The following is a 24,437-nucleotide window of genomic DNA, read 5'->3' as shown; positions in this document are numbered from 1 at the left end:
CACATGCCAGCCACAGTAACCACCCGGGCTCTCCCCGTAGAGCCCTTGTCTGCTGAAGCGTTCAAACCTTTTGGCGATGTGATCGAAGCCCGTGGTGACGCCACGATCATCAATCAGGGCCGTTGTCGTAAGTTCAGCGACCTCACCCGTATTCAAACCGATGCCGGGGGGGAAGTGGCTGTCCACATTTACCACACGCAAGCCATCAAACAGCCCTACCGACTGGACTTACTGGAACGTCATCCTCTGGGCAGCCAGACTTTTATGCCCCTTGAGCAACAGCCATTTTTGATTGTTGTCGCCCCTGATCATCATCAGGAACCGGACTTTAATCATATTCGCTGCTTCATTACTGATGGCTCCCAGGGCATTAACTACCATCCGGGCACTTGGCACCATCCACTGCTTTCTGCCGGTGATGGAATGGCCTATCTGGTGATTGACCGGGCCGGGCCGGGGCACAATTGTGACGAAGTTTTAATCCCGGCCCACCTTTCTCTGACAGTGGGAGCCCCGATATGAATACGACGACGATGACAACCCCTGTTTTCTGGCGGGCGTCGGTACTTCACTTTCTGGATGATCCCGATAAGGGAGAGCAGAACTGGGAATACTTTGACGACGGTGGCTTACTGGTTGAATCAGGCTATATCAAGGCTTGCGGCCCTGCCAAAACCTTATTGCAACAACTGCCGGAAGGCTGTGAAATCCGGGATCTCTCAGGCAGGATGATTATTCCGGGATTTGTAGATACTCATGTCCATTACCCCCAGCTGGAAGTCATGGCAGGCTGCGGAGTACAACTGCTCGACTGGCTGGAACAGTATACCTTTCCGGCTGAAGCCCGCTTTTCAGACCCTGAATATGCCAGCGAGATTGCCGAGTTATTTCTGGATCAGTGCCTGAACAGTGGCACCACCACGGCACTGGTTTTCGGCACGGTTGCGCCCCAGTCGGTTGATGCTTTCTTTGAAGCTGCGCACAAACGCAACCTGCGTATGATTGCTGGCAAGGTCATGATGGATCGCAACGCGCCAGAGTATCTGCTCGACACACCACAAAGCAGCTACGAAGATTCAAAACAATTGATCAATCGCTGGCACAATAAAGGTCGACTGTCTTATGCCGTCACGCCCCGCTTTGCGCCGACTTCTTCTGCTGAGCAACTTACTCTGGCCGGACAGCTACTCAAAGAACATAACGACCTCTACCTGCATACCCACCTGTCTGAAAATCCCAAAGAGATAGAGTGGGTTCAGCAACTGTTTCCTGACAGCGAACATTACCTGGATGTTTATGACCAGCATGGCCTGCTGGGTCCTCGATCGGTTTTTGCCCATTCCATCCATCTGTGCGACCAGAGTTGGGAGCGAATGGCTGAAAGTGACTCATCCATTGCCTGCTGTCCGGGTTCCAACCTGTTCCTGGGCAGCGGTTTATTCAATTTTGCCAGGGCAAAAAACAAAAATATTCGCGTTGGGCTGGGCACAGACGTGGGTGGTGGCACCAGTCTATGCCTGTTTAACACGATGAAAGACGCTTATCAGGTATCTCAGTTGAGTGAGCATACGATATCTCCTCTTCAAGCTTTCTACCTGGCCACTCTGGGGGGCGCCCGAGCCCTGCATCTCGACGACCGCATCGGCAGTTTCCGGATCGGTAACGAGGCAGACTTTCTGGTGCTTAACCCCAACGCCACACCTTTGTTGAAATTCAGAACAGAAAAAACGAAAACACTGGAAGAGTTGCTGGGTGTCCTGATGGTGATGGGTGACGACCGGGTCATTGAAAAAACCATTGTCATGGGCCGGGAGACTCGAGGAAGAAACTGACTATGGAATCTTATATACAAGACTGGCTGAATCTGATTTTCCGCTGGTTGCACGTCACCGCGGGCATTGCCTGGATCGGTGCCTCCTTTTACTTCAACTGGCTGGAAGGCCGACTGGAAAATGCCCCTCAGGCGAAACAGAAAAAAGGCATTAAAGGAGAGTTATGGGCGGTGCACGGCGGCGGTTTCTATGAAGTGAATAAATACCGTCTGGCACCGGAGAAAATGCCGGAAACCCTGCACTGGTTCAAATGGGAAGCTTATGTCACCTGGCTCAGTGGCTTTGGTTTGCTGGCGATTATCTACTACTGGGGCGCAGAAAGTTATCTGTTAGCCGCGGACTCGCCACTGTCATCGGCCTCAGCCATTGCAGTCAGTGTATTCAGCCTGTTCCTGAGCTGGCTGGCTTACGACTTTCTTTGCCGTACCCGCTTGTTTAACCATGAAAAACAGTTCAGTGCGGTACTGTTCGGGCTGATTGTTTTTTCAGCCTGGGGATATGCTCAACTGTTCAGCGACAGAGCGGCTTATATCCACGTCGGCGCCCTGATCGGAACCCTGATGGTGGGTAATGTCTTTCAGATTATCATCCCGTCCCAAAGAAAGCTGGTTGATGCGGCCCAAAGAGGTGATAGCAGCTTTGACCCGGCCATTGCTCAACATGCGCTGCTTCGCTCAAGGCACAACAACTATTTTACCTTGCCACTGTTGTTTATCATGATCAGCGGTCACTACCCGATGACTTATGGCCATGAACTGAACTGGGCGATTCTTGCCGCCCTGTCACTGGCTGCCATTCTGATCCGACACTTCTTTAACCGTCGTAATCAGGGCGCTGTATTAACCTGGCTATGGCCCACGGCTGCGGTAGTGATGTTGAGCCTGGCTTTTGTTATCCGACCGCAAATGGCCCCTATGCCCGAGGTGGCAGAAGCACCGGCTTTTGACGAACAAGCCATTGTCGAGATTGTCACTAACCGTTGTTCTACCTGTCATGCGGCTAAACCAACCGACCCTCTCTTTCGGGTCGCTCCGGGTGGGTTGATCTTTGATGACTATGAATCCATCGCCAGCAAAGCGGACAAGATCTACAGTCAGGCCGTTTTAACCCATATCATGCCCCTGGCAAACCGCACTGAGATGACGGAAGAAGAGCGTCAGTTACTGGGACAGTGGTATCAACAGCTGAAATCTGAAGCAGACAACGCTGTCAAAGTGTCCATGAACTGATTGAATGCAGGATTCTGAATGCAGAGTTCTGCCAAACTCTTTTTTATCCATGGATGGCTTCTGTTGTATAAAATTGCCACTGTCGCCACTCTTTTAAACGGCTATGACCTTATGGAGGCAAATATGAAAAAATGGCAGTGTATGGTGTGCGGTTTTATCTATGACGAAGAACAGGGCTGGCCAGATGATGGGATCGAGCCGGGAACTCGCTGGGAAGATGTTCCTGAAGACTGGCTTTGCCCTGACTGCGGTGTCAGCAAAGACGACTTTGAAATGGTCAGAGTCGGCTGATTGTGTAGAAATAGTCCAATTCCTGCATTTTTCGCGAGAAAGGCTATTGCCCTAACCTCAACAGTGTTTTAGTCTGTTGATGGTTGCCTATCCAACGGACGATAAAAAACAAGAAGGAGTGCATGACAACATGCGTAAACCAGAACTCGTCAACGCCATTGCCGATCAGGCAGATCTGACAAAAGAACAGGCTAATCAGGCACTCAATGCCATGATTGAAGCCATAACCTCCGCCCTGAAAGAAGAAGACAGTGTCAACCTTATAGGCTTTGGTACATTCCTGCAGCGCAGCAGGGCCGCACGTACAGGCAAAAATCCACAAACTGGTGAACCGATTCAAATTGCTGCCAGCAATACCGTAGCCTTTAAACCAGGCAAAGCCCTCAAAGACGCCGTTAACAGCTGATACCGGCAGAGCCCACAATTCCCGAGGTTGCTCTGCCGACAGAGCAACCTCATTCATTCAGACCTTTCTTTTTCCTGACAACCTTTTTCCTGACAACCTTTTTCCTGACAACCTTTTTCCTGACAACCCCAGCCACAGCCTTTCTGAGTATCTTCCCAGTAGCCAGAAACTGAGCGCCAGCAGTGCAAAAAACAATGCTTTATGCATTTCGTCCCAGCCGTACTCAAAGAACCGGGTGTAGAGATTCAACAACAGAAAACAGACACCCATGATTCTCAGAATGGCGTCGTCCCGGCGAAAACCGATAAAAATCGCCAAACATGACGCTGCCATCATGGCCAGTTGCCATAACCAAAGCTCCATTTGCGATGCCTCGGGGGGCTCAAGCGTAGGATCGTAATTACCTATCATGGACAATACCCACAAACACAGGAAGAGCATCATTAACGAGCAAAACCGGGTCACATTAAAAAAAGCCCTGGTCCGATTAAATAGTGGCAGGCCATAACCCAGCAAAAGGATCACCAGACTGAAGACAAGAAATCGCACTAGATAACTCATCCCGAAAAATGGCAAATCATTATCACCAGCCCAGTAAGCCATTTCGGCTAAAAACCAGCAAGCCAGTGCCCCTAAGCCCAGTACCCAAAGCAACAGTGATTCCAGCAGTATCGCGACTATCAGATAGATCGCAGCCGCAAGCAACAATAACAGCGAATAGTGACCATCGACTGTATAAAAGACTTTGCCCAGGTAGTAAATGGAAGCCACTGTGGATACAGCTCCCAGGAAAAAAATAAGCTCCTGACTAAAGACACGGCCTTTCTGACGGGACTTGAACCAGCCGCCAAACAGGTAAATGGCTACCGACAATGCAGCAAAAAACACACTTCGGGTGTCGTCCTGAAGGCTAAATAAATGCTCCAGCCATGCCATCAGGGCCTCATCCATCACTACGGCTAACAGGGACAACACCATGGAAGACAATGCAGCCCAGAATGCGTACTGAGCCAACAGACGCCACTGAAAGGATTTCACATCCAGAGAGCCCAGCAGAGCTGCTTTTTTCTCTTCATCCAGAAGGCCATCACGAGACCAGTTCTCCAGAGTTTTTTGCAGAAAACGGAACTGTTTTCCATTCACTTTCATAATGCCTCCCGAAAATAACTTATAACGTACTTTCCGAACCCCTAATTTTCGACCAGAGTGTTGACACTTTCACCTTATATCCCTAACATTCGCCGCACTTGTTGAACAGAACATTGCTGATCGCAGGGCCCAGGTGGCGGAATTGGTAGACGCGCTAGCTTCAGGTGCTAGTGTCCGAAAGGGCGTGGAAGTTCGAGTCTTCTCCTGGGCACCAATCATTCAATGATGATTGGTCTGGACGCAAAGTCCATACAATTTAAGTGATAGGCCCAGGTGGCGGAATTGGTAGACGCGCTAGCTTCAGGTGCTAGTGTCCGAAAGGGCGTGGAAGTTCGAGTCTTCTCCTGGGCACCATATCACAGACTTTAAAAAGCTGATCTTTGATCGGCTTTTTTAGTCTCTGAATCTCGAAAAATTTTCTCTTCTTTTGATTTATATTGCACACTCTTAATTCCTTGATGCCGACAGTCTGACCTAGAGTGTTCAATGGCACTTAATACTTGGCTGGCTTTTCTGGCCGCAACCATCATCATCAGCGTGACGCCGGGGGCCGGTGCGGTTAATACCATGGCCACCGCCATTCGCTCAGGGTTGGTCAGAACCCTGCCATCCATCATGGGGCTCCAGGTCGCCCTGATTCTATTTTTGATCATCGTCGCCGCAGGCCTTGGGGCCATTCTTGCCGCCTCAGAGACACTGTTTACCCTGATCAAGTGGACAGGCGCTTTTTACCTGATTTTCCTGGGCATCATGAAATGGCGCGAAGCGTCGAATGAGCTTTCTGTAGAGAGCCAAACCCATATTAGTCATAGAAAATCCTTCGCCAGTGCCATTCTGGTCAATCTGACTAACCCCAAGGCCATTGTGTTTCAGGCTGCTTTCCTGCCACAGTTTATCGACCCTGCCCTGATGCTCTGGCCTCAATATCTGATTATGGGAATCACCATGGTTACCGTTGATAGTTTGGTTATGATCGGTTACGCCAGCTTCGCCCTGAAACTGATGCCCATTCTGAATAAGTACGGAAAGCTGCAAAACCGGCTGTTTGGCTCAATGTTTATAGCCTGCGGCGGGCTTCTGGCTGGCAGCGAGCGGTTATAGTCCTAACGGCACTATGGTCAATGTCTCACAAACGAAGAGGAAAACCTCCGGTTTCACAAAACATCTGGCCATGGATAATAGGAATCGTCAGCTGCGAACAGGATGTTCACAAAGTCAGGAAGACTTAAGCTGACAAAGATACAGGCAGGACGCCTCAAGACAGTCAGGAAGACTTGAACACCGCAGGGAGCGGACAAAGCAGGAAGCTTTGAAGTCAGGATGACAGCTTGCAGGAAGCTCATTTCAGGGCAGGAAGCCCCGAAACACAGGGCAAGGAAAGAGATTCACAAAGATCGTACAAAAAGCAGACCACAAGGTCTGTTTTTTGTATCGGGGATATTGACAAAGAATCCGCTCATACATATTATGCACCTCGTTCTTTGCCGGTATAGCTCAGTTGGTAGAGCAACTGACTTGTAATCAGTGGGTCCCGAGTTCGACTCTTGGTGCCGGCACCAAATAAAACAAAGCCCGTAGCGTTAGCGAACACTACGGGCTTTTTTGTGTCTGTCGTTTTAGTGTAGGTACTAGTGCAGGTAAGCGACATTGCTAGGGCAGGTTCAAGCGGCCTTGCTTTTATTCCTTGCCCCCTGTTCGGCCTTCACGGAATAGGCATCCGGGTTCATGTTAATCACCTTCACGAACTGGTCAGGCCGCTGTACTGCCACGTCACCCCGCCATAGCACCCTGATTGCCACTGCGTTCTGACTGAACAGGTCTACTTCTTTCTGGGGGGCTTGTGCGGCAATGTTGCCGGTGTAAGCGTATTCCAGGCGAATGTTATGGCGAATGCCGATGGCCAGTTGTGACCAGTTGCCTACAATGGCAGTGGATTCGTCCACCTGGTTGGTGTCGTAATGGCTGATCTGGCCCCAGCTGGGTGGTGGCATCAAGGGCTGGCCATCGCTGGCGGTCAGTGCGTCCAGGATGCCGAAATTAACCGGGGCCATCATCAGGCCACCGGGTTCACCGTTCACTTGCCTGATCATGGTGACAGCCTGTGAGAATGGCGCATAGCTGGTCAGGGCGGCGTTCAGGTCGATCTCCTGCACGCCCAAGGTATTAAGCACGCCCACCGGCTCGATGCGTTCGTTGCTTTCACTGTCGGTTGCGCCCTCCCCGCTCAGTGCCGCCAGGTCTACGCCTTCGGCAATGATATTGCTCAGTGTCTGGGTCAGGAAGACATCAAGCCCGATAGCGTCCTCCATCAGTTCCATGGACAGTGTCACCAGTGCGCCGAAGCTGCACGACTTCAGCACCACCGGCTCAAGTGCCACGTCTGTGCGATGAATCTTGCCCAGCTCTGGGCGCCATGCCCCTGAAGCGTCGCCGGTCTGCCTTGGCACCGTCAGGGTGGTGGCATCCATGGGCCAGACGACAGCGCCAGCCTGCATCACCCTGGCCTTGTTTCTTGCCAGGTCGATAATGCTAGCCGACAGTGGAGTAGGGATCAGTACGCCGCCGGTGCCGGTAGTGGTCATGGCACGCCGGGTCAGGTCGTTATGATCCCCAGTCACCCAGGACCGCACGTAGTCACCCAGCTTCAGGCCAGACAGGTCTTCAGAACTTACGAACTTCTGGCACCAGTCGCTCATGCGCTGGTCTTTGGCCAGGGGTTCAAATTGATTAAGTTCACGGCTATCGCTATTCATGGCTGGGCGTATGGGGATGCCATAATCATCTTTGATATAGGTTCGGGTTTGCTTGGGTAGTGGATTCGATGGCTTTTCAAGTTCGTACTTTTCAAAAAACCGGATCTGCCAGCCCTTAATTGCTTCGTAAGCTGCCCTCTCTGGTTCATTAAAATCCCGGTTTTCCTGGGTAGCCTTGTTAATCATTATCTTCATGCACCTGAGCAGTGAATTACCGGCATCCAACAGGTCTTCGGCATAAATCTCTATGGGGCTGATTTGAATATCGCCTTTGCCATCTTCCGAATGGTAGTAACGCTTCAGAATATCGATCGCTTCCGGGCAATGCTTATTAATAACGTCAAAGTTTTTGATCTGCATCTTCATGGTGAAGACTCCTTTAATCGTGGGTGGTATTGATAGCATAGGCGACGATACGCGCATGAAATGACAAAGTGCGGGTGTTGGCCTGCCAGATTTCACGTAGCGCGCTATTGGACGAATTCGTCCAATAAGAAAATCAGATCAAGTGGCCAATTGACCACTTGATCTGTCGGTATCTCAATCGTTTTTTCAGTGGGCAAATTTGCCCCTTGATTTATTAATGGGGTTTGTGGTGTCGTTGAATCTCTGCATAGGCGGCACCTGACAGAAAGTCAGAGGGCGATGGTGGCAGGGAAGTTGGCAAACATGCGAGCAGGTGATAATCAACATACAGAAAGAGGTCAGGCAAATTTGCCCGACCTCAGTAATGGCCAGGCTGCTGACTTATTAAATGTTTCAGAAAGAAGTATAAAGTCAGCCAAAAAAGTCTGCCAATTGGCAGACTTTTTCAAATGATCAAGCTTCTGAACTGATGAATGTTTCAGAAAGATCTGTTCATCGTGCCAAAAAAGTCCAAACCCAGGGCATCCCCGAACTAATCAGGAAAGTGGATGCAGGCGATGTCAAAGTGTCGGTGGCCGCCGACGTGGCCACCCTGCCAGAGTATGAGCAGCGGCACCTAGTGGCACTGAATGAAAAGGCCATCCTGAATGCCGCCAAGAATATCCGCAGCCAGAAGGCCAGCCCTCGGGCCAGTCATAGCCAATGGGTAGGGGGGGTCGAAAACCTGCGGCTCGCCGACGTAAACCGCCGCCGTGCCCCAGATTTTTATGCGTGCAACTTCGGGCTTTTTTTGTCACCCGCTATTTCACACAGGTTAAATGGCTTCGGTCTTTCTTCACGGGTGGCTGATCCAGTCCGGTCTTGCGTTCTCCATACTGGATCATTCGCCGGTACAGATCGGTTTGCTGTTCAGCCAGGCTGATCAGTTTGGCCAAGTCCTCCCCTGCCGCACCCATGCAGCCATTCATGTAGTAACCGGGTTCAAAAGCCTTGTGCTTCGCCAGAAACGACAGCTGTTCTTTCATCAGTTCAAGGCGATCCTGGAGCAGCCGGTATAGTGCCAGCTGGTCATCCAGTCGTTGGTGGTAGCGTTCAGATGGGGTCATGTCTTGAATCCTACTGTTAAAACCATGGAAAAAAACCGGTTTTTGGGTGGCTAAGTTGGCTTGTTGCCCTTCATGCCTTGCAGCGCAAGCCCTAATGGCTATCCAACCTATTTTTCATGGGTGGTTAGGGGTTGGCTACAGTGTTTAGGTTGGCCTGTGGTTTTTCTTTTATTAGCCAACTTATATATTTTTTTAAAAAATAATATTAAAGTTGGCTAGTTCTTAACCCTTGGTAACTATGACTTCTGCCAACCTAGCCAAGCTAGCCAACCAATATTTAAAGTTCTGAAAAAACCTCATCTTCCGAATGCCCCAATATACCGGCAAAACGCTTACACATTTCTTTGGCTTCGGCCAGCTGGTAAAGCCTTGGCCCTTTCGGATCTGGCCGTTTCTTGCTGATTTGCATCGCTTTCATAAGGTTGCCGACTTCGGTTTCAGCCGCTCTTTGAAGTATATCCATGTGCATGTTGAGCTTGGCCCAGTCCCGATACTTCCCGGCCAGATCCTTGCCATCAATCCTTGCCGGTAAGGGGTCAACCGTAGCCGCCTTCTCAAGCCACTCATAGCACCACTGTTGAACCGGCTTCATGCTTTGCAGCTTTTCGGCAATCAGGCCACGGGTGACAGGTGCCTTATGGGGGTTAAAATCATTAATGTCCAGGTGCAACAGGTAGTGCAACAGCTTGCTGGCCCCACCACCCTGGTTCAGCCAGCTATAGAACTGGTTAAAGTGCGCCTGGTTCTGAGCGTACTTAGCATCGGGTTCAATCACCAGGTAACGCCGCTCCCTCTGGCCAGCCAGCAATACATGGTCATGATTACTGGCAAAGATGAAGCGCGCAAAGTTGGGCATCGGCTCCGCGTCGATATTCTTGCGCTCCATGCTGACCGTGGGTTCACTGATCATCGCCTTAAGCGTGTCGGCAACCTTTTGATCAGTAAGTTGGACCTCATCGGCGAACACCAGCAGCCGGTTGGCAACAATGGAGTTAAACCGTCCGGTCAGCAGGCTGTCCCCGTTCAGCTGGACAAAGTGCGGGCCCAGGATCTCCGCTAACGGCCTAACCATCGTCCCCTTGCCCGTGCCCTCGACTGACTTCAACAGGATGGCCACCGACGGCCTTACGTCCGGCTTCTGCAGCATGTGCGCTAACCACTGGATAAAGTACCGACTGACCTCCTCATCACCCCCACACAACACCTGCCGTACATGGTGCGTAAAGGTGCCGACGTCGCCCTCTTCAGCAGTCACATCGAAACCCTGCCACATGTTAAACACGTCCTTGGGGCAGGCTTCCACATTTGGCTGAAAGGTCACACCGCCGGGCATGAAGTTCTTGCCCGGCCAGCACAACCAGGCTTTACCGGGATTCATGCCCGCCACTTCGGGATCAGCAAGAAAGTAGTTTTTGAATTGTGGCAATGGGTCAAATGTTATGACCAACTTGCCATTAACGGCGCTATAGCGTTTCAGGGCGATGAAGTGCTTGCCTGACAGCACTGTATGGGTATAGTACTGGTTGAATTCTTTTAGCCGTTCTACCTCAGCCAGTGACAGCTTTTTGCCACCGGCCTGCATCAGATGCTGTGGTGTCTGTGGTTCACACTCTGGTTGTTTTATGTCTTTTGCTTCAACCGCTCGTGATTTTGGCGTGGTTTTATCTGACATCACGCCACCTCCTGTTGACTAATAAAGAAATCTGACCAGTCCTTGTAAGGTGTTGGCGGTTGTGAAATCAGGCAGCCATGTACCTCTGTTGTGGCTTTAATGGCATGCTTCAGCCCTGCCGGGTCACTGTCCGGGCACAAAATAATTTCAGAGTCCGGATGATACTGGCGAACCAGCTTCGCCACCGATGAAAACTGATTCGCTGAAAAGGCGCAGACCACCTTGCAAGCTCCGCTTTCGATCTGGTAACAGGCGTCCGCATCAGCCACCCCTTCCGTGATCAGGACGTGGTGTGAGTCCGGTCCGTAAGCCAGCCAGCCCCCTTTGACTGGTGCATTACGGACAAAGTAACGGGGCCAGCGGCTGCCATCGGTTGGCATGTAGTTGACAAAGCGCTGGATATTCATCAGGAAGCCGTCCGGGCTGTATACGGGCACCAGTAGCCAGTCATCAAGCTGGCGGCACAGGCTTTTCAGAAAGGGGCTGAACCGCTTGTATTCGGCGTAAGGATGCCGCCGATAGGGCACTGAATTGTCCCAGAACCGGTTAGCCTCCTGGATGCCTTCCGCCTGTTGCTGTTGCTTCTTCTGCTGGTTCTGCTGCTCATGCACACGACGGCGCTCTTCGGCTTCCTTTCGCAGCCGATCCAGTTCTTCAGGGAAGTCCTGACTCAGCCCCAGCAGGCTGGCCACCTGTTGCACTGTCCGGGTGAAGTCCCAGCCGTGCAGCTTCATCAGCAGGGTGAAACCGTCACCGCCGCCGCAATGGCGGCAGGCCCAGCCGCCCTCATCGTCAGACTTGAAGCTGTAGCGGTCATGGCCACCACACAGGGGGCAGGCCGTGCCTGTGGATCGGGTCCTGGTATCGACCTGCAGGTCAGTCAACCCGGCCAGCTGTTGCAGGATATAAGGCCACTGCCCGAAGGCAGCCCCCTTGACAGCCGCCGTAAAATTACGGTGTGTCATGGCCTAACCCCCTGCCCTGAATTTAATTCGCCCGGCTTCGCTTTTAATTCGCCATTTAATTCGCCGCCATACAGGTCTGACAGCATCTCCAGCAAGCCCTGGTAAGTGGCTTCGGCCTTATCGATTTCCTTCTCCCAGTACTGCATAGCCTCTTCATTGCCCAAGTCACGGCAATCGCGAACCTGGTTCCGGGCTTCAGTCTGCCTGTGGTTGACAGCGCACAGGGCATTCTCAAGGATCTTGAACTTATTCATGGCAGCTACCCCCTACCAGGCTGCTGGCCTGTTCAAGGGCTGCTTCCAAAACATCCCAGACACGGAACTTGCGCCAGTGCCGGACACTGACCTTGATGTAACGCTTCTGCGCCGGGTGCAGGTGCCGGTATTGCTCAATGAGCACAATCTCAAGTTCACTGGCGGTGTTGCATAAGGTGACCAGTTGCCTCTCGGTCAGCTCAACAGTGACAGCCGGTGAATGGTCTTTATGGTTGCGAATGGCCTTGATGATCATCCCTGAACCCTCCAGCCAATCACCAAACCATTCAGGCGCAAAGCCTGTGCGACAGCCGCCTGGTATGAGCTGGCTGATAGTTCGGTGAAGCGCTGGACGGTGCAGGCAGATAGGCGGGCAGTGTCGCCCGACAGGATCGCGATTCGGTAAAGCATGGGATAGGCTCCTTTTGTAACTGGAACCTGTCACCCAGAGTGCTAAGTCTGACTGGTGACAGGCTGGAAGGGTTAGCACTACCGGCACAAAAGGGAACCGGCCTGCCCGAAGGCAGCCCTCCCAGCCCGTCATAAACTGGACGTGCTGAAATGTCGCAACAATAAAAAAGCCGCACTGGTGGCGACTGTTGCGCCTTTTGTGGTTCCGGGTGCTAATCCGGGTTCTGGATTGTGCCAGAACAGGGACAACGATAAAGCCTGAACCGGCAGTCGTCAATATGAATAAAAGACAATCACAGGATTTATTGGCTAAACTGGGGTTGGCGTTGGGTACGCTGGCGGCCCTTTCCTTTCGATTCTCCTGGGGGGCTGCCGATTTAAAAACAATCATGCTGCCCCCATCCTTTCCCGTTCCCACTTCAACAGGTCTTTGATATTCCAGCGGCGCGCCCTTGGCCCTATCTTGTCACCTTCTGGCATTTTCTTATCAGCAATCCAGCGGTAAAGCGTGGTTGAGCCTATGCCATAGCGTGAACAAACCTCTTTATAGGTCAGGTATTGTTTGCTGAAATCATTCTGGGACATGACAGGTTGCCTCGGTAAAAAAAGACAACCTTTATTTCAGACGGTCTGAAGCGAATCTTCATCTGATTCAGATTTCAGATTTAACGACAGTTGTTGCTTGTTGTTCTTTCAGGGCGCTATCGGCATCCTTCAATAACTGTTGAAGCGTTGGCAGACTTAAGCCCTGCAACGAATACCCAAGATGTTCGGCAGTATCCCTGATTAATTGCGCTATGGCTTTTTGTCCGCCTTTCCTGCCCTGTTCGTCATATTTTTGGTAAAGCCCGGTATACCTGGCAAGAATGGCAACGGCCAACAGGGTGCTTCGCTTGTCTTTTGCTGATTTTGTCTCTACTGGGATGGGTTCACAGTTGGCGGGTGATAGTGCTGGCGCTTCAGGCTGCCAGTTTTCAGCAACCTCTTTGCTGATATAGATTTCATCAGAACCTATTATTCCTGGTGGTGGCTCTATTGTCCGTGTTGGCTTCAATATCCCAGCTTCGACCTGTTCAATCAGTTGCATCAGATACGCCTCAGCCTGGTAGCAACCGGGTAGTAATTGACGTTTTATTGCACACTTGACACTGTCCCGGCAAACCATTGGATCAATGTCAGCTTTCATCAAAGCCACTTCATCAAGGCTATAATCTACTCTGTCTGGTTTCATAGCATTGTCCTGCTGGTATCCAGATACAAAAAGGGCGCAGTGTCGCAAGCTGCGCCCTTACCTGTTCAGCAGTATAGTTTCTAACGCCCCTTAAGCTGCCGGTAGTGTTCAAGGTCTACTAACTTGGCCGGTACAGTGTCGGTTAATATTTTTTCAAGGTAACTGTCGTACACCTTGGCTGTATCACGTTTTTCAGGCAGCCGGTCGTCATGATCGTAGTGCTTTGATTCCACACTACCATCTTCCCTGGACTGCAAAAGATAGCGCTGTTCTCTTGGCACCCGGCAATCAGTAAAAAGACGAATAGCTGTCCGGCGAATGTCTTTAGCCGTCCATTGTTCAGGTATGGGTTCATCCTGGTCACGGGCTTGCTGCATTAACCAGTCGTTATAACTCTTCACAAACTTTGAAAGATTTCTTTCACTGATAGGTACTTTATTTCTGATATAGAAAGGGCCTGGATTATTGCCAGAATAAATCTGTATTTCTCTTAATACAGATATAGCTCTGTCAGTTAACGGGATTATCCGTTTCTTGGCTTTTGCGTTTTTGCCTTTTCGGTCAATAAAGGTGAGTGTTCGTTGCTGAAAGTTCACATCTTCCCATAAACATCGGGATAACTGTTTCGGCCTGTTGCCATACAGACAGAAACATAACTTTATCAGTAGCCAATACAAAGGGCTGTAGCCGGGCCTACCATTACTAATACCTTGCCAAGCATTTCTAATTTCTTCATTATCAAGCACTCTTTTCCTGACATTCTCAAGCTCAGAATGTCGTGGTATGGCTGAAACTGGATTAAATAAAATGCCAAACCTTTTACCCTGTTCGGATAAATGAAGTGGGTCATTATCAATCTTCATGCCTTCATTAAATGCTGTTTGAAGATAACTTCTTATTCTGACGTAATTGGTTTTACATCCACGGGCATAAACTTCTCCCAGAATCTTGATGATATCATCCGTGGTAACATCAGCAGCTTTCTTGTTCGCAATGCTTGGGTGAGCTTTGATGACATTGGTTTTTAATGATGTAGTGACATCTCGTGCAGAGGATGCCTCTTTTCTAAACAACAAGTCGCTGTATAACTTAATCAAATCTATAAATGTGCCCTTGCTGGCCTCGATAGCCTCTTGCTGCTTTCTTTCTTCAGCCTTCTGCTGCCGGTCAGCTTCTTGCTGTTCAAGATATTCTTTCAAGTCCTGCGGGCTGACCTGCTGTCGCAGGGTAGCCAGTTCGGTGGCCTTTTCTCTTATTTCTTTCAGGCTGAAACCTGCCGTCTTGGTTCTGGGTGGCTTGTAACGCCCTAACAGGACAAATACAGACTTCCTGCCTTTCCAGTAACGGTAGTAACCCGTAGTAGTTTCACCCTGCTTACGAAAGACCATTGCACCATGACCTTTACCAAAGCTCTCAACTTCATCCTTGCCTGTTTTCAGGCTCTTTAAATCCGGGTCTGTAATACGGCTCATATCCTGGCACCTTTCCCTAGTTTGTACGTACCTGCACTAGCAAAATTTAGTGCAGGTATTAGTGCAGGTATGAGACAGGGTTGAAACGTGCAGAAAAAAATATTTATGGGACAAAACATGGCTATAAGCCTTTAAATACAAAGGGTTAGTAATTATAAGTGAAAACCCATAAAACCCCATAAAAACCTTATAAGCGCGGCTTGTAATCAGTGGGTCCCGAGTTCGACTCTTGGTGCCGGCACCATACAACAGAAGGGCTTCCTAGTTAGGAAGCCCTTTTTTATGCCCTCAAAAAAACCTACAGTGACACGTCTGCGACATGTGTCATAAACCTTAATTTTTTCTGTTTTTGCCTAATCGTCGATATGAAAGCCGCATTACTGACATTTGTCGGGCTATAGAAATTGGCTTATTGAAGGAATATGAAAGAAAAAGGTATTCTTGAATCGTTTGCCAAAAACGGGCGAACTGGCTCCCGGTCAGCCTTACGGGCATTGAGTGGGCGCTACTTGAAATACAAGTTGATGACAAAGACGCTGATAATGGTAGTAATCAAGCCGAGGAAAGTAGTGATGTATTGCCGGTTAAAGGAACCCATTTCAGTGCGAACATCGGTGATTTCAGTGCGAACATCGGTAATTTCTGCCCGAACATCGGTGATTTCTGCCCGAACATCACTGATTTGAGCACGAACACCCGCTATCTCGGTATGCAGTGCTGAACTGAGTGCCTGATAACTGCGCTCACTTTGAAGTTGTACTTGCATAATGGCTTCTTGCAGTACCAGGATATCTTTTTTACTGGCATTGTATTCCGGGTCAAGAGAAGCACTGACCTTGCTGGCCAGTTCTTCATCAATGCCAATACGTTTTAATTCTGAAAATAACGACTTTTCCATAACGACTCCGACACAACAGAACCACAGCATAGACCAGGGATGACATTATGACCAACTGGCAGGACTACACCGCAGAGCCTCGTTTCCAACAGGCCGACGATGCCGAAAAAGGCCGTTTGCGTAACCAGTACTGGCAAGAGAATCTGGCCCCTGCCATATTCACCTCCCATTGTTGAATAGCTGACCAGTTTTTTCCAGCCTATGACCCGTCAGCAGAAAACTTACAGATTCAGTCAAAGCATTTAATTTCCAGGACTAAACAGATCGACTTTGAGGATGATGAGAGCAAAATTCTGCTTGTTTTGGCTGAGGGAGTTGAGTTCAGAAAAGCGGGTCAGGCTGTTTTCTGCTGGAATGCCTGTATTTTTTCAAGGTCGCTTTTTTCTGCAGTTTGAACGTTATACAAATCCCAGCGAACCTGCAGACTCAACCAGAAGTCTGGTGACATTCCGAAAAAGCGGGCTAGCCTCAGCGCTGTACTGGGTGTGATCCCACGCTTTTTATTGACCAGTTCATTCACTCGCTGATAAGGCACGTGAATGGCATCCGCTAGCTCCCTTTGTGAAATATTCATAGGCATCAGGAACTCTTCCAGCAACATTTCACCGGGATGGGTCGGTGGTCGGTTTTCAGGCACTCTGGTCATCCGTTGCTCCTAGTGGTAATCGGTGACTTCAACATTTTCCGGTCCTTTGTTTCCCCACCGGAAGCAGATTCGATACTGGTCATTAATCCTGATACTGTGTTGCCCTTTCCGGTCTCGGGTCAAGGCTTCAAGACAGTTACCCGGTGGAACCTTCAGTTCATCCAGGATTAGCACAGAATCCAGCTGATCCAGCTTTCTTGCGGCAATTCGCCAAAGCGACTGGGGACAGACTTTGCGGGCCAGGCGGGAAGCCTTGCCGTTAAAAATATCTGCTGTAGCCTTGTCTTTGAAGGAAGCGATCATGGATTACATGGTAGCACGGACACCATGCTAAAGTGTTCGATATTATCGGGTTGAGTGTGTAGTGGCACACTCTTGACTCTCAGGATGTACCATCCACATTGTGGGTGGCCTCTAAATTTCTACCAGTGCTTTGAGCGGGGCAATGTCACCGTGGCAGATGTTGAGCAGGCGACCATTGCGGTGCAAAAAGTCCACAAACAGAAAAGCCCCAAAAGCCTCAGCACTATCTGGGGCTTTTTCGTACCTGCTTATTTTTCCAGTTTCAGTCCCCACTTCTTATACGACACATTCTGCAATGTAGAATTTGAGGCAGGTTGGGAAGCGGACCATTCTTTATAATCCTTCTTTCTTTTCTTGTTAGATGGCGGCTGGCCATACGCTTTTCTTTTAATTCTTTCAGGTCTCTGGTCGGTGGGCAGGTGGATCCGTTTGTGCTTTTTCAGATTGCTCAACCGGTTCGTGATGTAGTGGCAGCCCTCATGGTCACATTGGTGCATCTTGGGTCTTTGGTCAGCAGGCAGGTGGGTCTGTTTGTGCATTCTCAGACTGGCCGCCCGATTCGTGCTGTAGTCGCAGCCCTCATGGTCACAATGGTGCTCCTTGGGTCTTTGGTCGGTAGGCAGGTGGATCTGTTTGTGCGCTTTCAGATTGTTCGACCGGTTCGTGCTGTAGTCGCAGCCCTCATGGTCACATTGGTGCACCTTGGGTCTTTGGTCGGCAGGCAGGTGGGTCTGTTTGTGCGCGTTCAGATTGCTCGACCAGAACGCGCTGTAGTCGCAGCCCTCATGGTCACACTGGTGCACCCTGATTCTTTGGTCGGCAGACAGGTGGGTCTGTTTGTGCATTCTCAGATTGGCCGCCCGGTTCGTGCTGTAGTCGCAGCCCTCATGGTCACACTGGTGCACCCTGGTTCTTTGGTCAGCAGACAGGTGGGTCTGTTTGTGCATTCTCAGATTGGCCGCCCGGTTCGTGCTGTAGTCGCAGCCCTCATGGTCACACTGGTGCACCTTGGGTCTCTGGTTGGCAGGCAGGCGGAGCTGTTTCTGTTTGTGCGTTTTCAGGTGCCTCATGCGGTCGGTGTTGTAAACAGGTGAGGTGACTTTCAGGTGGTTAACAGACTCCGCTTTTGTCACGTCTGCCTCTGGCTCAGTGAGTATTTCATTGTTTGAAATGAACGCCTGCTGAATCATTTCCAGTGCCAGCATCACACAAAACTGACTGGTTTCGTCTAACGCCCGAAAAGGACTAACTCTCGTGTGTACACACTGAACATCAGTTTCGGTATCAGTTTCGTCTTCGTCAGAACGGTTGCCGCTGTTTTCATCAGAGGTTCCGCTGTCTTCACTGCCAGAACCCTCATCAGAGTCTGCCCGACTGTGAGCTAAAGTTTCGACGCCAGAATCGGGAGAAAAGCAATAACGAGTGTCTGGTTTTAAGAGAATGCCATCACCGAAGCAGACTCGTGGCATGTCGCCGTGGTTCTCCTCGAATTCCTGTTTCAACTCCCACCATTCGATGGTCTCACTCTCTTCTAACAGAGGGAGAAGCCTGTTTTCGACGCCCGGTGGGTGAAGAACAATTTTCAGGTGCTCGTCAAGTAGAAGCCTTATCCGGGTGGGTTGGTTATTTCCTAAGCAGAGTTGTTTTTCCTGAGCATGGCCATTAGAGCTATGCACAGAAAAGACCATGGTGAAGATCAAAATCAATGTTTTGTTAGATAGCAAGGTTTGGCTTCCCAGTGGTTGAACTGTTTATTGGGAAGTCAGGTTAGTAAAAATCTGGAGAGGTCGGAGGTTTCTTTGCCGTGAAAATCCCCAAATTCAGGACGCAAGCAATGGCCTTGCATAGAACAAGGAACGAATGTCTCATTCACAGTGAGCGGATTGGTAATACCACCAACCCAGAACTCGACTGGAAAAAGTTCACACCTGTGTTAACCTATCACCATGCGTGAAATCAGTTTCTATACAACGGAAGACGGCAAAACGCCTATTGCTGATTTTCTGAATGCCCTGAGCAGCCAGCAGGTTCAAAAGGTTACCTGGGTTCTGAAGCTGGTTCAGGAGCAGGAGAAAGTACCGAGCAGTTATTTTAAAAAGTTGGTTGGCACTGAGGAAATCTGGGAGGTTAGGGTTCAATCTGGAAGTGATATATTTCGTCTGCTGGGTTTCTTTGACGGAGGCAGCTTGGTCGTATTAAATCACGCTTTTCAAAAAAAGACACAGAAAACACCGTCAAAAGCCATCAAATTGGCAGAAAGGCGCCGCAGGGATTATCTGAACAGGAGGAAAAAACGATGAGTGATCTGGATCAATACATTCAAGATAGGAAAGCCCGAGACCCGGAATTTGCCGACGGTTATGATGAGGGCTATGAGTCGTTCAAGTTTGGAGTATTGCTCAAGGAGGCCAGAAAAGAGGCAGGGTTAACCCAGCTCCAGCTGGCACAAAAGCTTCAAACCCAGAAAAGCGCGATATCCCGTATCGAAAACAATTCTGAGGATGTAAAACTCTCCACACTTGAGCGCTTTGCTGCTGCCCTGGGTAAAAAGCTGGAAATTCGGCTAGTCTAACCCGCTTCTGGGCTTTTAAGTCAACTTAAAATTACAGCCTTGCAGCAAATTGAATAGACTCAGACAAAGGCCCCAACAGATAACCCAGCAACGTGCGCTTGCCTGCCAGGATATTTAATTCAACGGTCATGCCCGGAATCAATTGATTATTTTCATCAAACCCTGAGCTTTCCGTCTCAATCATAGCCTTGTAGTAATGCTTAGCCGTGACGCTATCGAGATAAGTATCAGCACTCACCTCCAGAACCTTGCCTTTCAGAGAACCGTAAGTCGTGTAGTCGTAAGCAGAAACCCGAACATTCACCGACTGACCGGGCCATACTCTGGCTCTGTCATGGGGAGCCACCATAGCTTCTACCATCAGGGGAACACCATCTGGCACTATCTCCGCCAATATTGAACCTGGTGACACGACCTCACCAATAGTATTGACATGCAGGGTATGCAAAGTCCCCGTAACCGGTGCCACTACTTTTTTACGGATCACCCGTTCACCGGAAGATTGAATCTGTGCCTGAATCTGAGCAATTTCTAGTCGGACTTTGTTGTAATCATGCTGTGCCTCTTCACGAAAATCCGTCATCAGCTTGGCTTTCTTTAAGCGCAGCTCCGATAGCTTGGCGGTGACAACCGGAATCTGCTTCATTGACTGGTTGATTCGGGTCTCAATTTTCAGCAACGCCATCTTTTTTTCCAGCTGATTATGAATTGAACCCGCACCTTCTTTAAGGAGTGTTGTCAATATATCCAACTGCTTTTGAGCAACTGCCCGCTCGTTTTTCATATCCTCGATGACCTGATCAAGCTCAGATAACAGTGCTTCTTCTTTGCTGACCTGTTGGCGAAGAATAGAGATTTGTTCGCTGAGTTTTCTGGCACGCTTTTTATACAACTCATGTTCGTTGAGAGAGTACTCGTTATTCTGAGCCGTTGTTTTACTGACGGTGATAAGCTCTTCACCGGTCATTTCTGCATACAATCGTTGCGCTTTTGCAGTCAGTCCTCTGAGTCTTTGGTTCAATACGCTGATATTCTCGGCCAGGGCAGGATTCATCACCGAAAACAATACCGTGTCTTTGAGAATCCGCTGCCCTTCTTTGACGTGTAATTCGGTGAGAATACCGCCTTCCAGATGCTCAACCACAAGGTTATTGCTGAAAGTAGTCACCCGGCCATGACTCTTGACAACCACATCTATTTCGACAATGGCTGACCAGACCAGAAAACACAGCACAATAAAAGTGATGGTAAAAATGATCGAATAGCGGGAAAAAGAACGGTAACGCATTCGGGTAAGCAGTGGCTTCATTATTCGCTCTCCACTACCTTGATAATCACCTGATTTCGTTGCTCTGTACCGGATTCGTCAAGTCTGATCTTGATAGCTTCAGCGGACATACCAGCGGCCAGAAGAATGCTTCGAACTTGAGAAATTCGATTGAATGCAATTTCGTAAGAAACCGTTTTAGCCAGACTTCGGGTATTGAGCAAACTAATGACATGAATCGTTTTACCCTGGAGATCACTCAGGTTTGCCTCAACCCAATCTTTCAGCTCTTTGTCTGCTGCTTCAGAAAGGCGTGAATTGAAATCCTCGTACTTGATACGAATGAGCTTACTCTTTATCTCCGTAGACACCTGGCTCTCTAAATTGACGCTCATGGCTTCAGAAACAATTTCTTTCTCAATATCCGCTTCCACCGAGGCCTGCTGACCCGATTCCAGCCCTTCGGCCGATCCGGCTGCTGAATGCTCAGCTTCAATAGACGACTGCGCAATATCAAAACCCACCTGCATACTCAGTGCAGAAACCACCATAACCAAGACAACCACCAGGAAAACAAAGACCAGCAGAGTCGTCGACAAAGCATCCACAAATCCGGGCCATGGGTTGCTTTCAACTTTTTTAGCCATGGTGCTCCAGTAGCAGAGGTGCGGGAAAGAAATGGTCTGATTATCTATCGTCTGCCTGATGTGTTTCTTAATAACGGCTTGAATATCAAAAGTAACCATCCTTTGCAGTTTTCGTCTTGTGGGCCGAATAAGACCTTGTGGCTTGTAACGTCATCTTCAAGAGTGGGCAGGCGACAAAAAAATCAGGACAGGCAGGATCAAATTCTATGAAACTAAAAAGTCTGCTTGGGGTGAGTTCATTACTCTTTCTCTCCCCCATGAGTGCTTTATCGCTACCAGAGGCTGTTACCAAAGCGCTGGAGATTAACCCAACGCTGAAGTCTCTGGAGGCTACGGTTGATGTTGGAAAGGCCCAGCTGGACAAGAGTTATGCCGACTACCAGCCCAAGATTACCCTCCAGCTAGAAAGTGGTCAGAGCAACAAAACAGACAGCGCCTGGCAGCAAAAGCGCAAATCATCCGTCACCCTCAATCAGGTGGTGTACGATTTTGGTCGGATTTCCAACGAGGTCAGTGCCAGAACATACAAGCTGAATGCCTACCAACAGGATTTTAATAACGGGCGTGAACAGCTGGTTCTACTCACCTCAAACGCCTTTCTGGAGATAGTGAAGCTTGAGGAAGTGATCGGGTATATCAATGAGAATATAGCCTTTTACAATCGCTTTCTAGGTATCCTTGAAACCCGAAATCAAACAGGCGCGTCCAGCAAATCGGATGTTCAACGCCTGTCCAGTCTGAGCCAGAATGCCCAGCTTGAGTTGATCCAGTACCAGACAGACCTGACTTTTGCCCGTAAAACCTTTAAAAGCCTGACCAACATCGAGCCAGAAAACCTGACAATTCCTGTGCTGGACGGACTGGTCATCAAGCAGACCCCCCAAGAGCTGGTGGAATTTGCAACGACCCGGAGTTATCAAATCCAGTCACTCAAAAAAAACATTGAGTTTGCTAAAGAAAATCGAGACAAAGCCCGCTCCGGACTTTATCCCAGGTTTAACCTGAAGATCGAAAGCAACAGGGAAAACTCTCTGGACACCAACGGGCAATGGTCAACCACACAGGCTGCGGGTATCACAATGAGCTATGACCTCTGGGATGGCTTCAAGGCCCGAAGCAATGTTGATGAAAACAATGCCAGGGTCATGCGAGCTAATCATCAGTTGCAGGAGGCAACACTGACACTGGAAAAAGAGGCGGAGGAAGCTTACAGCGCGATGCTGAAGTTAAAAGACGAACAGGCCGTCAATAAAGAGGCTCTGGAAACCAACCGTGAAATTGTCGATCTCTATTACAAAGAATTTGAACTGGGTGAAAAGACCTTGCTGGACATCACCACAGCCCAGGGGGATTACCATAACAGCAGAGTCCAGAGTGCTGTGTTCCGGTTTGAGTACTACAAGAGTATGTTGAGAATCCGTTATTACCTGAACGACATCATCAATACGGTACAAAATCTGGCAGACAAATCACAATAATGCTTCAGAAGAAAAGCGATAGGACATCGGGCAACAAGGACAAAAAAGGATAATGGAGATATGTCTGAGCTGCATATTGCCAACCCAAAAAGAATAGTGAGCTTCATAAGGCGAATGCAGTTTGTCGCCGTAGCCACCGTTATTCTGGTTTATTTTTCCAGGGATTTTTTTATCACGGCACTGATGTCGAACCTGCCCCTGAACGGTACGATTTTATCGGTATTCATAATCGGTACGGTGCTCTGCTTCCTTTATGTGTTTCAACTCAAAGACGATGTTCTGGTAGTTGCCAAACTGGATGAGATCCTCTTTGAAAACAAAGACGGTCTGGACGATCAGAATGTGCAGGGCAAACCGAAACCATTGAAAATGCACCTGATGGGGCCAACCGTCACCCTCCTGAAAAACAACATTGCCTCCCTGGGTGTTATCAGACTCTCGGCTCCTGCAACCCGGGCCCTGATAGATTCCCTGCAAGACAGTATGAGCGAAAAGTCTGCCTTCATTCGCTACTTCACCGACCTGCTGGTTTTTATCGGACTGCTTGGAACGTTCCTTGGTCTGACCATCACCATTGGCTCCATCGGGGGCATCCTGTCTGACCTGGCAGCAGGATTAGATGGCGGTGATATTATGGAAACCCTGGTCAAGCTGGTCAGAGGTCTGGAAGGGCCGCTTGGCGGAATGAGTACTGCCTTCGGTTCTTCCCTGATGGGACTGAGTACTTCGTTGGTGCTGGGTATTTTTCTGCTCAGTCTGGACAAGGCCGGCTATTACTTCACCTCTGCCATGGAGAACTGGCTGGCCGAGCACACCGTTGAAAGGCATTCGAATGGTAGAGCAGCTACGACCACTGCGGCCCCGGCCATTGAAAACGGGCAACTGGAGCAAATTACCAGCCAGCTCGGTATCATCGCCGATACTCTGAAGAAAATCAGCATTCAGTCTACCGATGACAGACAGTGGCAAACCCTGATCGCTTTACTGAATAGTAACCACCGTGAGCTGAAAAATGAGACCTCCGGGCTGTCTGAATCCTTATTGCGGGCTGAACAACATCTTGAAACTTCTGCCGGACTTCAGTCGAATCAGTTAGCCCTGGCACAACTGCAACTGCAGGAATCTGAAAAACTACGACAATTGTTCACTACTCAGACCGATGCCAGCGTAGAAGCACTGGGGGCAGTCCAGGAGAGCAAGCATCGGCTGGTTCAGATTGTCAATACTCTGCTGGATGAGCAAAAAGCGCTGGGACGCAGTCATGTGCAAACCACGGAGCAGATCACCGGGCTGCAAACCTCCATCTCACAGAAAACAGACGACTCTGTCAGCGAAATTAAAGTCGTCTCTCAACAGTTACAGGCGCTTTCTGAAAAAGTTCAGGAAGATAACCAGGCCAGCCAAATCAGGCAGTCAAGAATGGAAAAGCTGTTCATGTCCATGTCCAGGGCAATTAAAGATGTAAGGGCCAGAATAAAAGGAAATTGAG

Annotated in this window: 27 protein-coding genes and 3 tRNA genes; 14 read left to right on the top strand and 16 right to left on the bottom strand. The window is 49.5% G+C overall.

What is annotated here, in order from left to right; all coding sequences use genetic code 11:
- Window positions 1-3 precede the first annotated feature (3 nt).
- The 5 genes from K7B67_RS21890 (at window position 4) to K7B67_RS21870 (ending at window position 3,758) form a co-directional block, all read left to right on the top strand.
- Complete coding sequence (locus K7B67_RS21890; protein WP_252177959.1) at window positions 4-522, top strand: ureidoglycolate lyase; 519 nt, start codon at window positions 4-6, stop codon at window positions 520-522.
- Complete coding sequence (guaD, locus tag K7B67_RS21885; RefSeq protein WP_346658242.1) at window positions 519-1,832, top strand: guanine deaminase; 1,314 nt, start codon at window positions 519-521, stop codon at window positions 1,830-1,832. Before K7B67_RS21890 ends, guaD begins: the two co-directional genes overlap by 4 nt.
- Window positions 1,833-1,834: 2 nt before the next feature.
- Window positions 1,835-3,061 carry a urate hydroxylase PuuD gene (locus K7B67_RS21880; protein WP_252177958.1) on the top strand — a complete coding sequence of 409 codons (1,227 nt, stop codon included), beginning with the start codon at window positions 1,835-1,837 and terminating at the stop codon, window positions 3,059-3,061.
- Between the two features lie 123 nt (window positions 3,062-3,184).
- A complete protein-coding gene (locus K7B67_RS21875) occupies window positions 3,185-3,352 on the top strand; it encodes a rubredoxin (RefSeq protein ID WP_252180630.1) in 168 nt (55 codons plus the stop codon).
- Window positions 3,353-3,482: 130 nt separating this feature from the next.
- Entirely contained in the window at window positions 3,483-3,758 is a 276-nt protein-coding gene (locus tag K7B67_RS21870) for an HU family DNA-binding protein (protein ID WP_252177957.1), read from the top strand.
- 57 nt (window positions 3,759-3,815) lie between these two features.
- Here the strand turns inward: K7B67_RS21870 and K7B67_RS21865 are convergent, their stop codons facing one another.
- Window positions 3,816-4,907 carry a hypothetical protein gene (locus K7B67_RS21865; protein ID WP_252177956.1) on the bottom strand — a complete coding sequence of 364 codons (1,092 nt, stop codon included), beginning with the start codon at window positions 4,905-4,907 and terminating at the stop codon, window positions 3,816-3,818.
- Between the two features lie 127 nt (window positions 4,908-5,034).
- On the opposite strand from K7B67_RS21865, the gene K7B67_RS21860 reads away from it, so the two are divergent.
- The 4 genes from K7B67_RS21860 to K7B67_RS21845 all read left to right on the top strand — a co-directional run bounded on the left by K7B67_RS21860 (window position 5,035) and on the right by K7B67_RS21845 (window position 6,466).
- A tRNA-Leu gene (locus K7B67_RS21860) sits at window positions 5,035-5,121 on the top strand.
- 53 nt (window positions 5,122-5,174) lie between these two features.
- Window positions 5,175-5,261: transfer RNA gene (locus K7B67_RS21855), tRNA-Leu, on the top strand.
- Window positions 5,262-5,393: 132 nt separating this feature from the next.
- Entirely contained in the window at window positions 5,394-6,008 is a 615-nt protein-coding gene (gene rhtB, locus K7B67_RS21850) for a homoserine/homoserine lactone efflux protein (RefSeq protein WP_252177955.1), read from the top strand.
- Window positions 6,009-6,390: 382 nt separating this feature from the next.
- A tRNA-Thr gene (locus tag K7B67_RS21845) sits at window positions 6,391-6,466 on the top strand.
- 102 nt (window positions 6,467-6,568) lie between these two features.
- Here the strand turns inward: K7B67_RS21845 and K7B67_RS21840 are convergent.
- The 10 genes from K7B67_RS21840 to K7B67_RS21795 form a co-directional block, all read right to left on the bottom strand.
- On the bottom strand, window positions 6,569-8,026 hold the full coding sequence (locus K7B67_RS21840; protein WP_252177954.1) for a phage major capsid protein: 1,458 nt from the start codon (window positions 8,024-8,026) through the stop codon (window positions 6,569-6,571).
- A gap of 800 nt (window positions 8,027-8,826) precedes the next feature.
- Window positions 8,827-9,132 (bottom strand): hypothetical protein, encoded by a 306-nt coding sequence (locus K7B67_RS21835; RefSeq protein ID WP_252177953.1) that lies wholly within the window; start codon window positions 9,130-9,132, stop codon window positions 8,827-8,829.
- Between the two features lie 277 nt (window positions 9,133-9,409).
- On the bottom strand, window positions 9,410-10,804 hold the full coding sequence (locus K7B67_RS21830) for a DUF5906 domain-containing protein (protein ID WP_252177952.1): 1,395 nt from the start codon (window positions 10,802-10,804) through the stop codon (window positions 9,410-9,412).
- Complete coding sequence (locus K7B67_RS21825) at window positions 10,804-11,769, bottom strand: primase-helicase zinc-binding domain-containing protein (protein WP_252177951.1); 966 nt, start codon at window positions 11,767-11,769, stop codon at window positions 10,804-10,806. The genes K7B67_RS21830 and K7B67_RS21825 overlap by 1 nt, the downstream gene beginning before the upstream one ends.
- Window positions 11,766-12,023: a hypothetical protein gene (locus K7B67_RS21820; RefSeq protein WP_252177950.1), complete on the bottom strand. Its 258-nt coding sequence runs from the start codon at window positions 12,021-12,023 to the stop codon at window positions 11,766-11,768. Before K7B67_RS21820 ends, K7B67_RS21825 begins: the two co-directional genes overlap by 4 nt.
- Window positions 12,016-12,825, bottom strand: a complete 810-nt coding sequence (locus K7B67_RS21815) for a hypothetical protein (protein ID WP_252177949.1) — start codon at window positions 12,823-12,825, stop codon at window positions 12,016-12,018. Before K7B67_RS21815 ends, K7B67_RS21820 begins: the two co-directional genes overlap by 8 nt.
- Window positions 12,822-13,019 (bottom strand): helix-turn-helix domain-containing protein, encoded by a 198-nt coding sequence (locus K7B67_RS21810; RefSeq protein ID WP_252177948.1) that lies wholly within the window; start codon window positions 13,017-13,019, stop codon window positions 12,822-12,824. The genes K7B67_RS21815 and K7B67_RS21810 overlap by 4 nt, the downstream gene beginning before the upstream one ends.
- A gap of 67 nt (window positions 13,020-13,086) precedes the next feature.
- Window positions 13,087-13,665 carry a hypothetical protein gene (locus K7B67_RS21805; protein ID WP_252177947.1) on the bottom strand — a complete coding sequence of 193 codons (579 nt, stop codon included), beginning with the start codon at window positions 13,663-13,665 and terminating at the stop codon, window positions 13,087-13,089.
- Window positions 13,666-13,745: 80 nt separating this feature from the next.
- Entirely contained in the window at window positions 13,746-15,137 is a 1,392-nt protein-coding gene (locus K7B67_RS21800; RefSeq protein ID WP_252177946.1) for a hypothetical protein, read from the bottom strand.
- A gap of 505 nt (window positions 15,138-15,642) precedes the next feature.
- Window positions 15,643-16,035: a hypothetical protein gene (locus K7B67_RS21795; protein WP_252177945.1), complete on the bottom strand. Its 393-nt coding sequence runs from the start codon at window positions 16,033-16,035 to the stop codon at window positions 15,643-15,645.
- A 47-nt stretch (window positions 16,036-16,082) separates the two neighbouring features.
- Here K7B67_RS21795 and K7B67_RS23920 point away from each other — a divergent pair, with 47 nt between their 5' ends.
- Window positions 16,083-16,211 (top strand): hypothetical protein, encoded by a 129-nt coding sequence (locus K7B67_RS23920; RefSeq protein WP_256484619.1) that lies wholly within the window; start codon window positions 16,083-16,085, stop codon window positions 16,209-16,211.
- Window positions 16,212-16,369: 158 nt separating this feature from the next.
- On the opposite strand, the gene K7B67_RS21790 is transcribed toward K7B67_RS23920, so the two are convergent.
- The 3 genes from K7B67_RS21790 to K7B67_RS21780 form a co-directional block, all read right to left on the bottom strand.
- Window positions 16,370-16,681 carry a HigA family addiction module antitoxin gene (locus K7B67_RS21790; RefSeq protein WP_256484618.1) on the bottom strand — a complete coding sequence of 104 codons (312 nt, stop codon included), beginning with the start codon at window positions 16,679-16,681 and terminating at the stop codon, window positions 16,370-16,372.
- Between the two features lie 9 nt (window positions 16,682-16,690).
- The gene (locus K7B67_RS21785; RefSeq protein ID WP_252177943.1) at window positions 16,691-16,984 is read right to left on the bottom strand and encodes a type II toxin-antitoxin system RelE/ParE family toxin; all 294 of its coding nucleotides are present in this window, start codon (window positions 16,982-16,984) and stop codon (window positions 16,691-16,693) included.
- 248 nt (window positions 16,985-17,232) lie between these two features.
- Window positions 17,233-18,708, bottom strand: a complete 1,476-nt coding sequence (locus K7B67_RS21780; protein WP_252177942.1) for a C2H2-type zinc finger protein — start codon at window positions 18,706-18,708, stop codon at window positions 17,233-17,235.
- A gap of 222 nt (window positions 18,709-18,930) precedes the next feature.
- On the opposite strand from K7B67_RS21780, the gene K7B67_RS21775 reads away from it, so the two are divergent.
- Together K7B67_RS21775 and K7B67_RS21770 are read left to right on the top strand one after the other, a co-directional pair.
- Window positions 18,931-19,284: a type II toxin-antitoxin system RelE/ParE family toxin gene (locus K7B67_RS21775; protein WP_252177941.1), complete on the top strand. Its 354-nt coding sequence runs from the start codon at window positions 18,931-18,933 to the stop codon at window positions 19,282-19,284.
- Complete coding sequence (locus K7B67_RS21770) at window positions 19,281-19,556, top strand: helix-turn-helix transcriptional regulator (RefSeq protein ID WP_252177940.1); 276 nt, start codon at window positions 19,281-19,283, stop codon at window positions 19,554-19,556. The genes K7B67_RS21775 and K7B67_RS21770 overlap by 4 nt, the downstream gene beginning before the upstream one ends.
- A 31-nt stretch (window positions 19,557-19,587) precedes the next feature.
- Here the strand turns inward: K7B67_RS21770 and K7B67_RS21765 are convergent, their stop codons facing one another.
- Window positions 19,588-20,865 (bottom strand): HlyD family type I secretion periplasmic adaptor subunit, encoded by a 1,278-nt coding sequence (locus K7B67_RS21765; protein ID WP_252177939.1) that lies wholly within the window; start codon window positions 20,863-20,865, stop codon window positions 19,588-19,590.
- Window positions 20,865-21,569 (bottom strand): hypothetical protein, encoded by a 705-nt coding sequence (locus K7B67_RS21760; protein ID WP_252177938.1) that lies wholly within the window; start codon window positions 21,567-21,569, stop codon window positions 20,865-20,867. The genes K7B67_RS21765 and K7B67_RS21760 overlap by 1 nt, the downstream gene beginning before the upstream one ends.
- 107 nt (window positions 21,570-21,676) lie before the next feature.
- Here K7B67_RS21760 and K7B67_RS21755 point away from each other — a divergent pair, with 107 nt between their 5' ends.
- Window positions 21,677-22,948 carry a TolC family protein gene (locus K7B67_RS21755; RefSeq protein ID WP_252177937.1) on the top strand — a complete coding sequence of 424 codons (1,272 nt, stop codon included), beginning with the start codon at window positions 21,677-21,679 and terminating at the stop codon, window positions 22,946-22,948.
- Window positions 22,949-23,008: 60 nt separating this feature from the next.
- On the top strand, window positions 23,009-24,436 hold the full coding sequence (locus tag K7B67_RS21750; protein WP_252177936.1) for a hypothetical protein: 1,428 nt from the start codon (window positions 23,009-23,011) through the stop codon (window positions 24,434-24,436).
- Window position 24,437 lies beyond the last annotated feature (1 nt).

This window comes from Endozoicomonas sp. 4G, from assembly GCF_023822025.1.
In the GTDB taxonomy this organism is placed as follows: Bacteria; Pseudomonadota; Gammaproteobacteria; order Pseudomonadales; family Endozoicomonadaceae; genus Endozoicomonas_A.
Note: the sequence above shows the minus strand (reverse complement) of the source record. Positions and strands in the feature narration are given on the sequence as shown.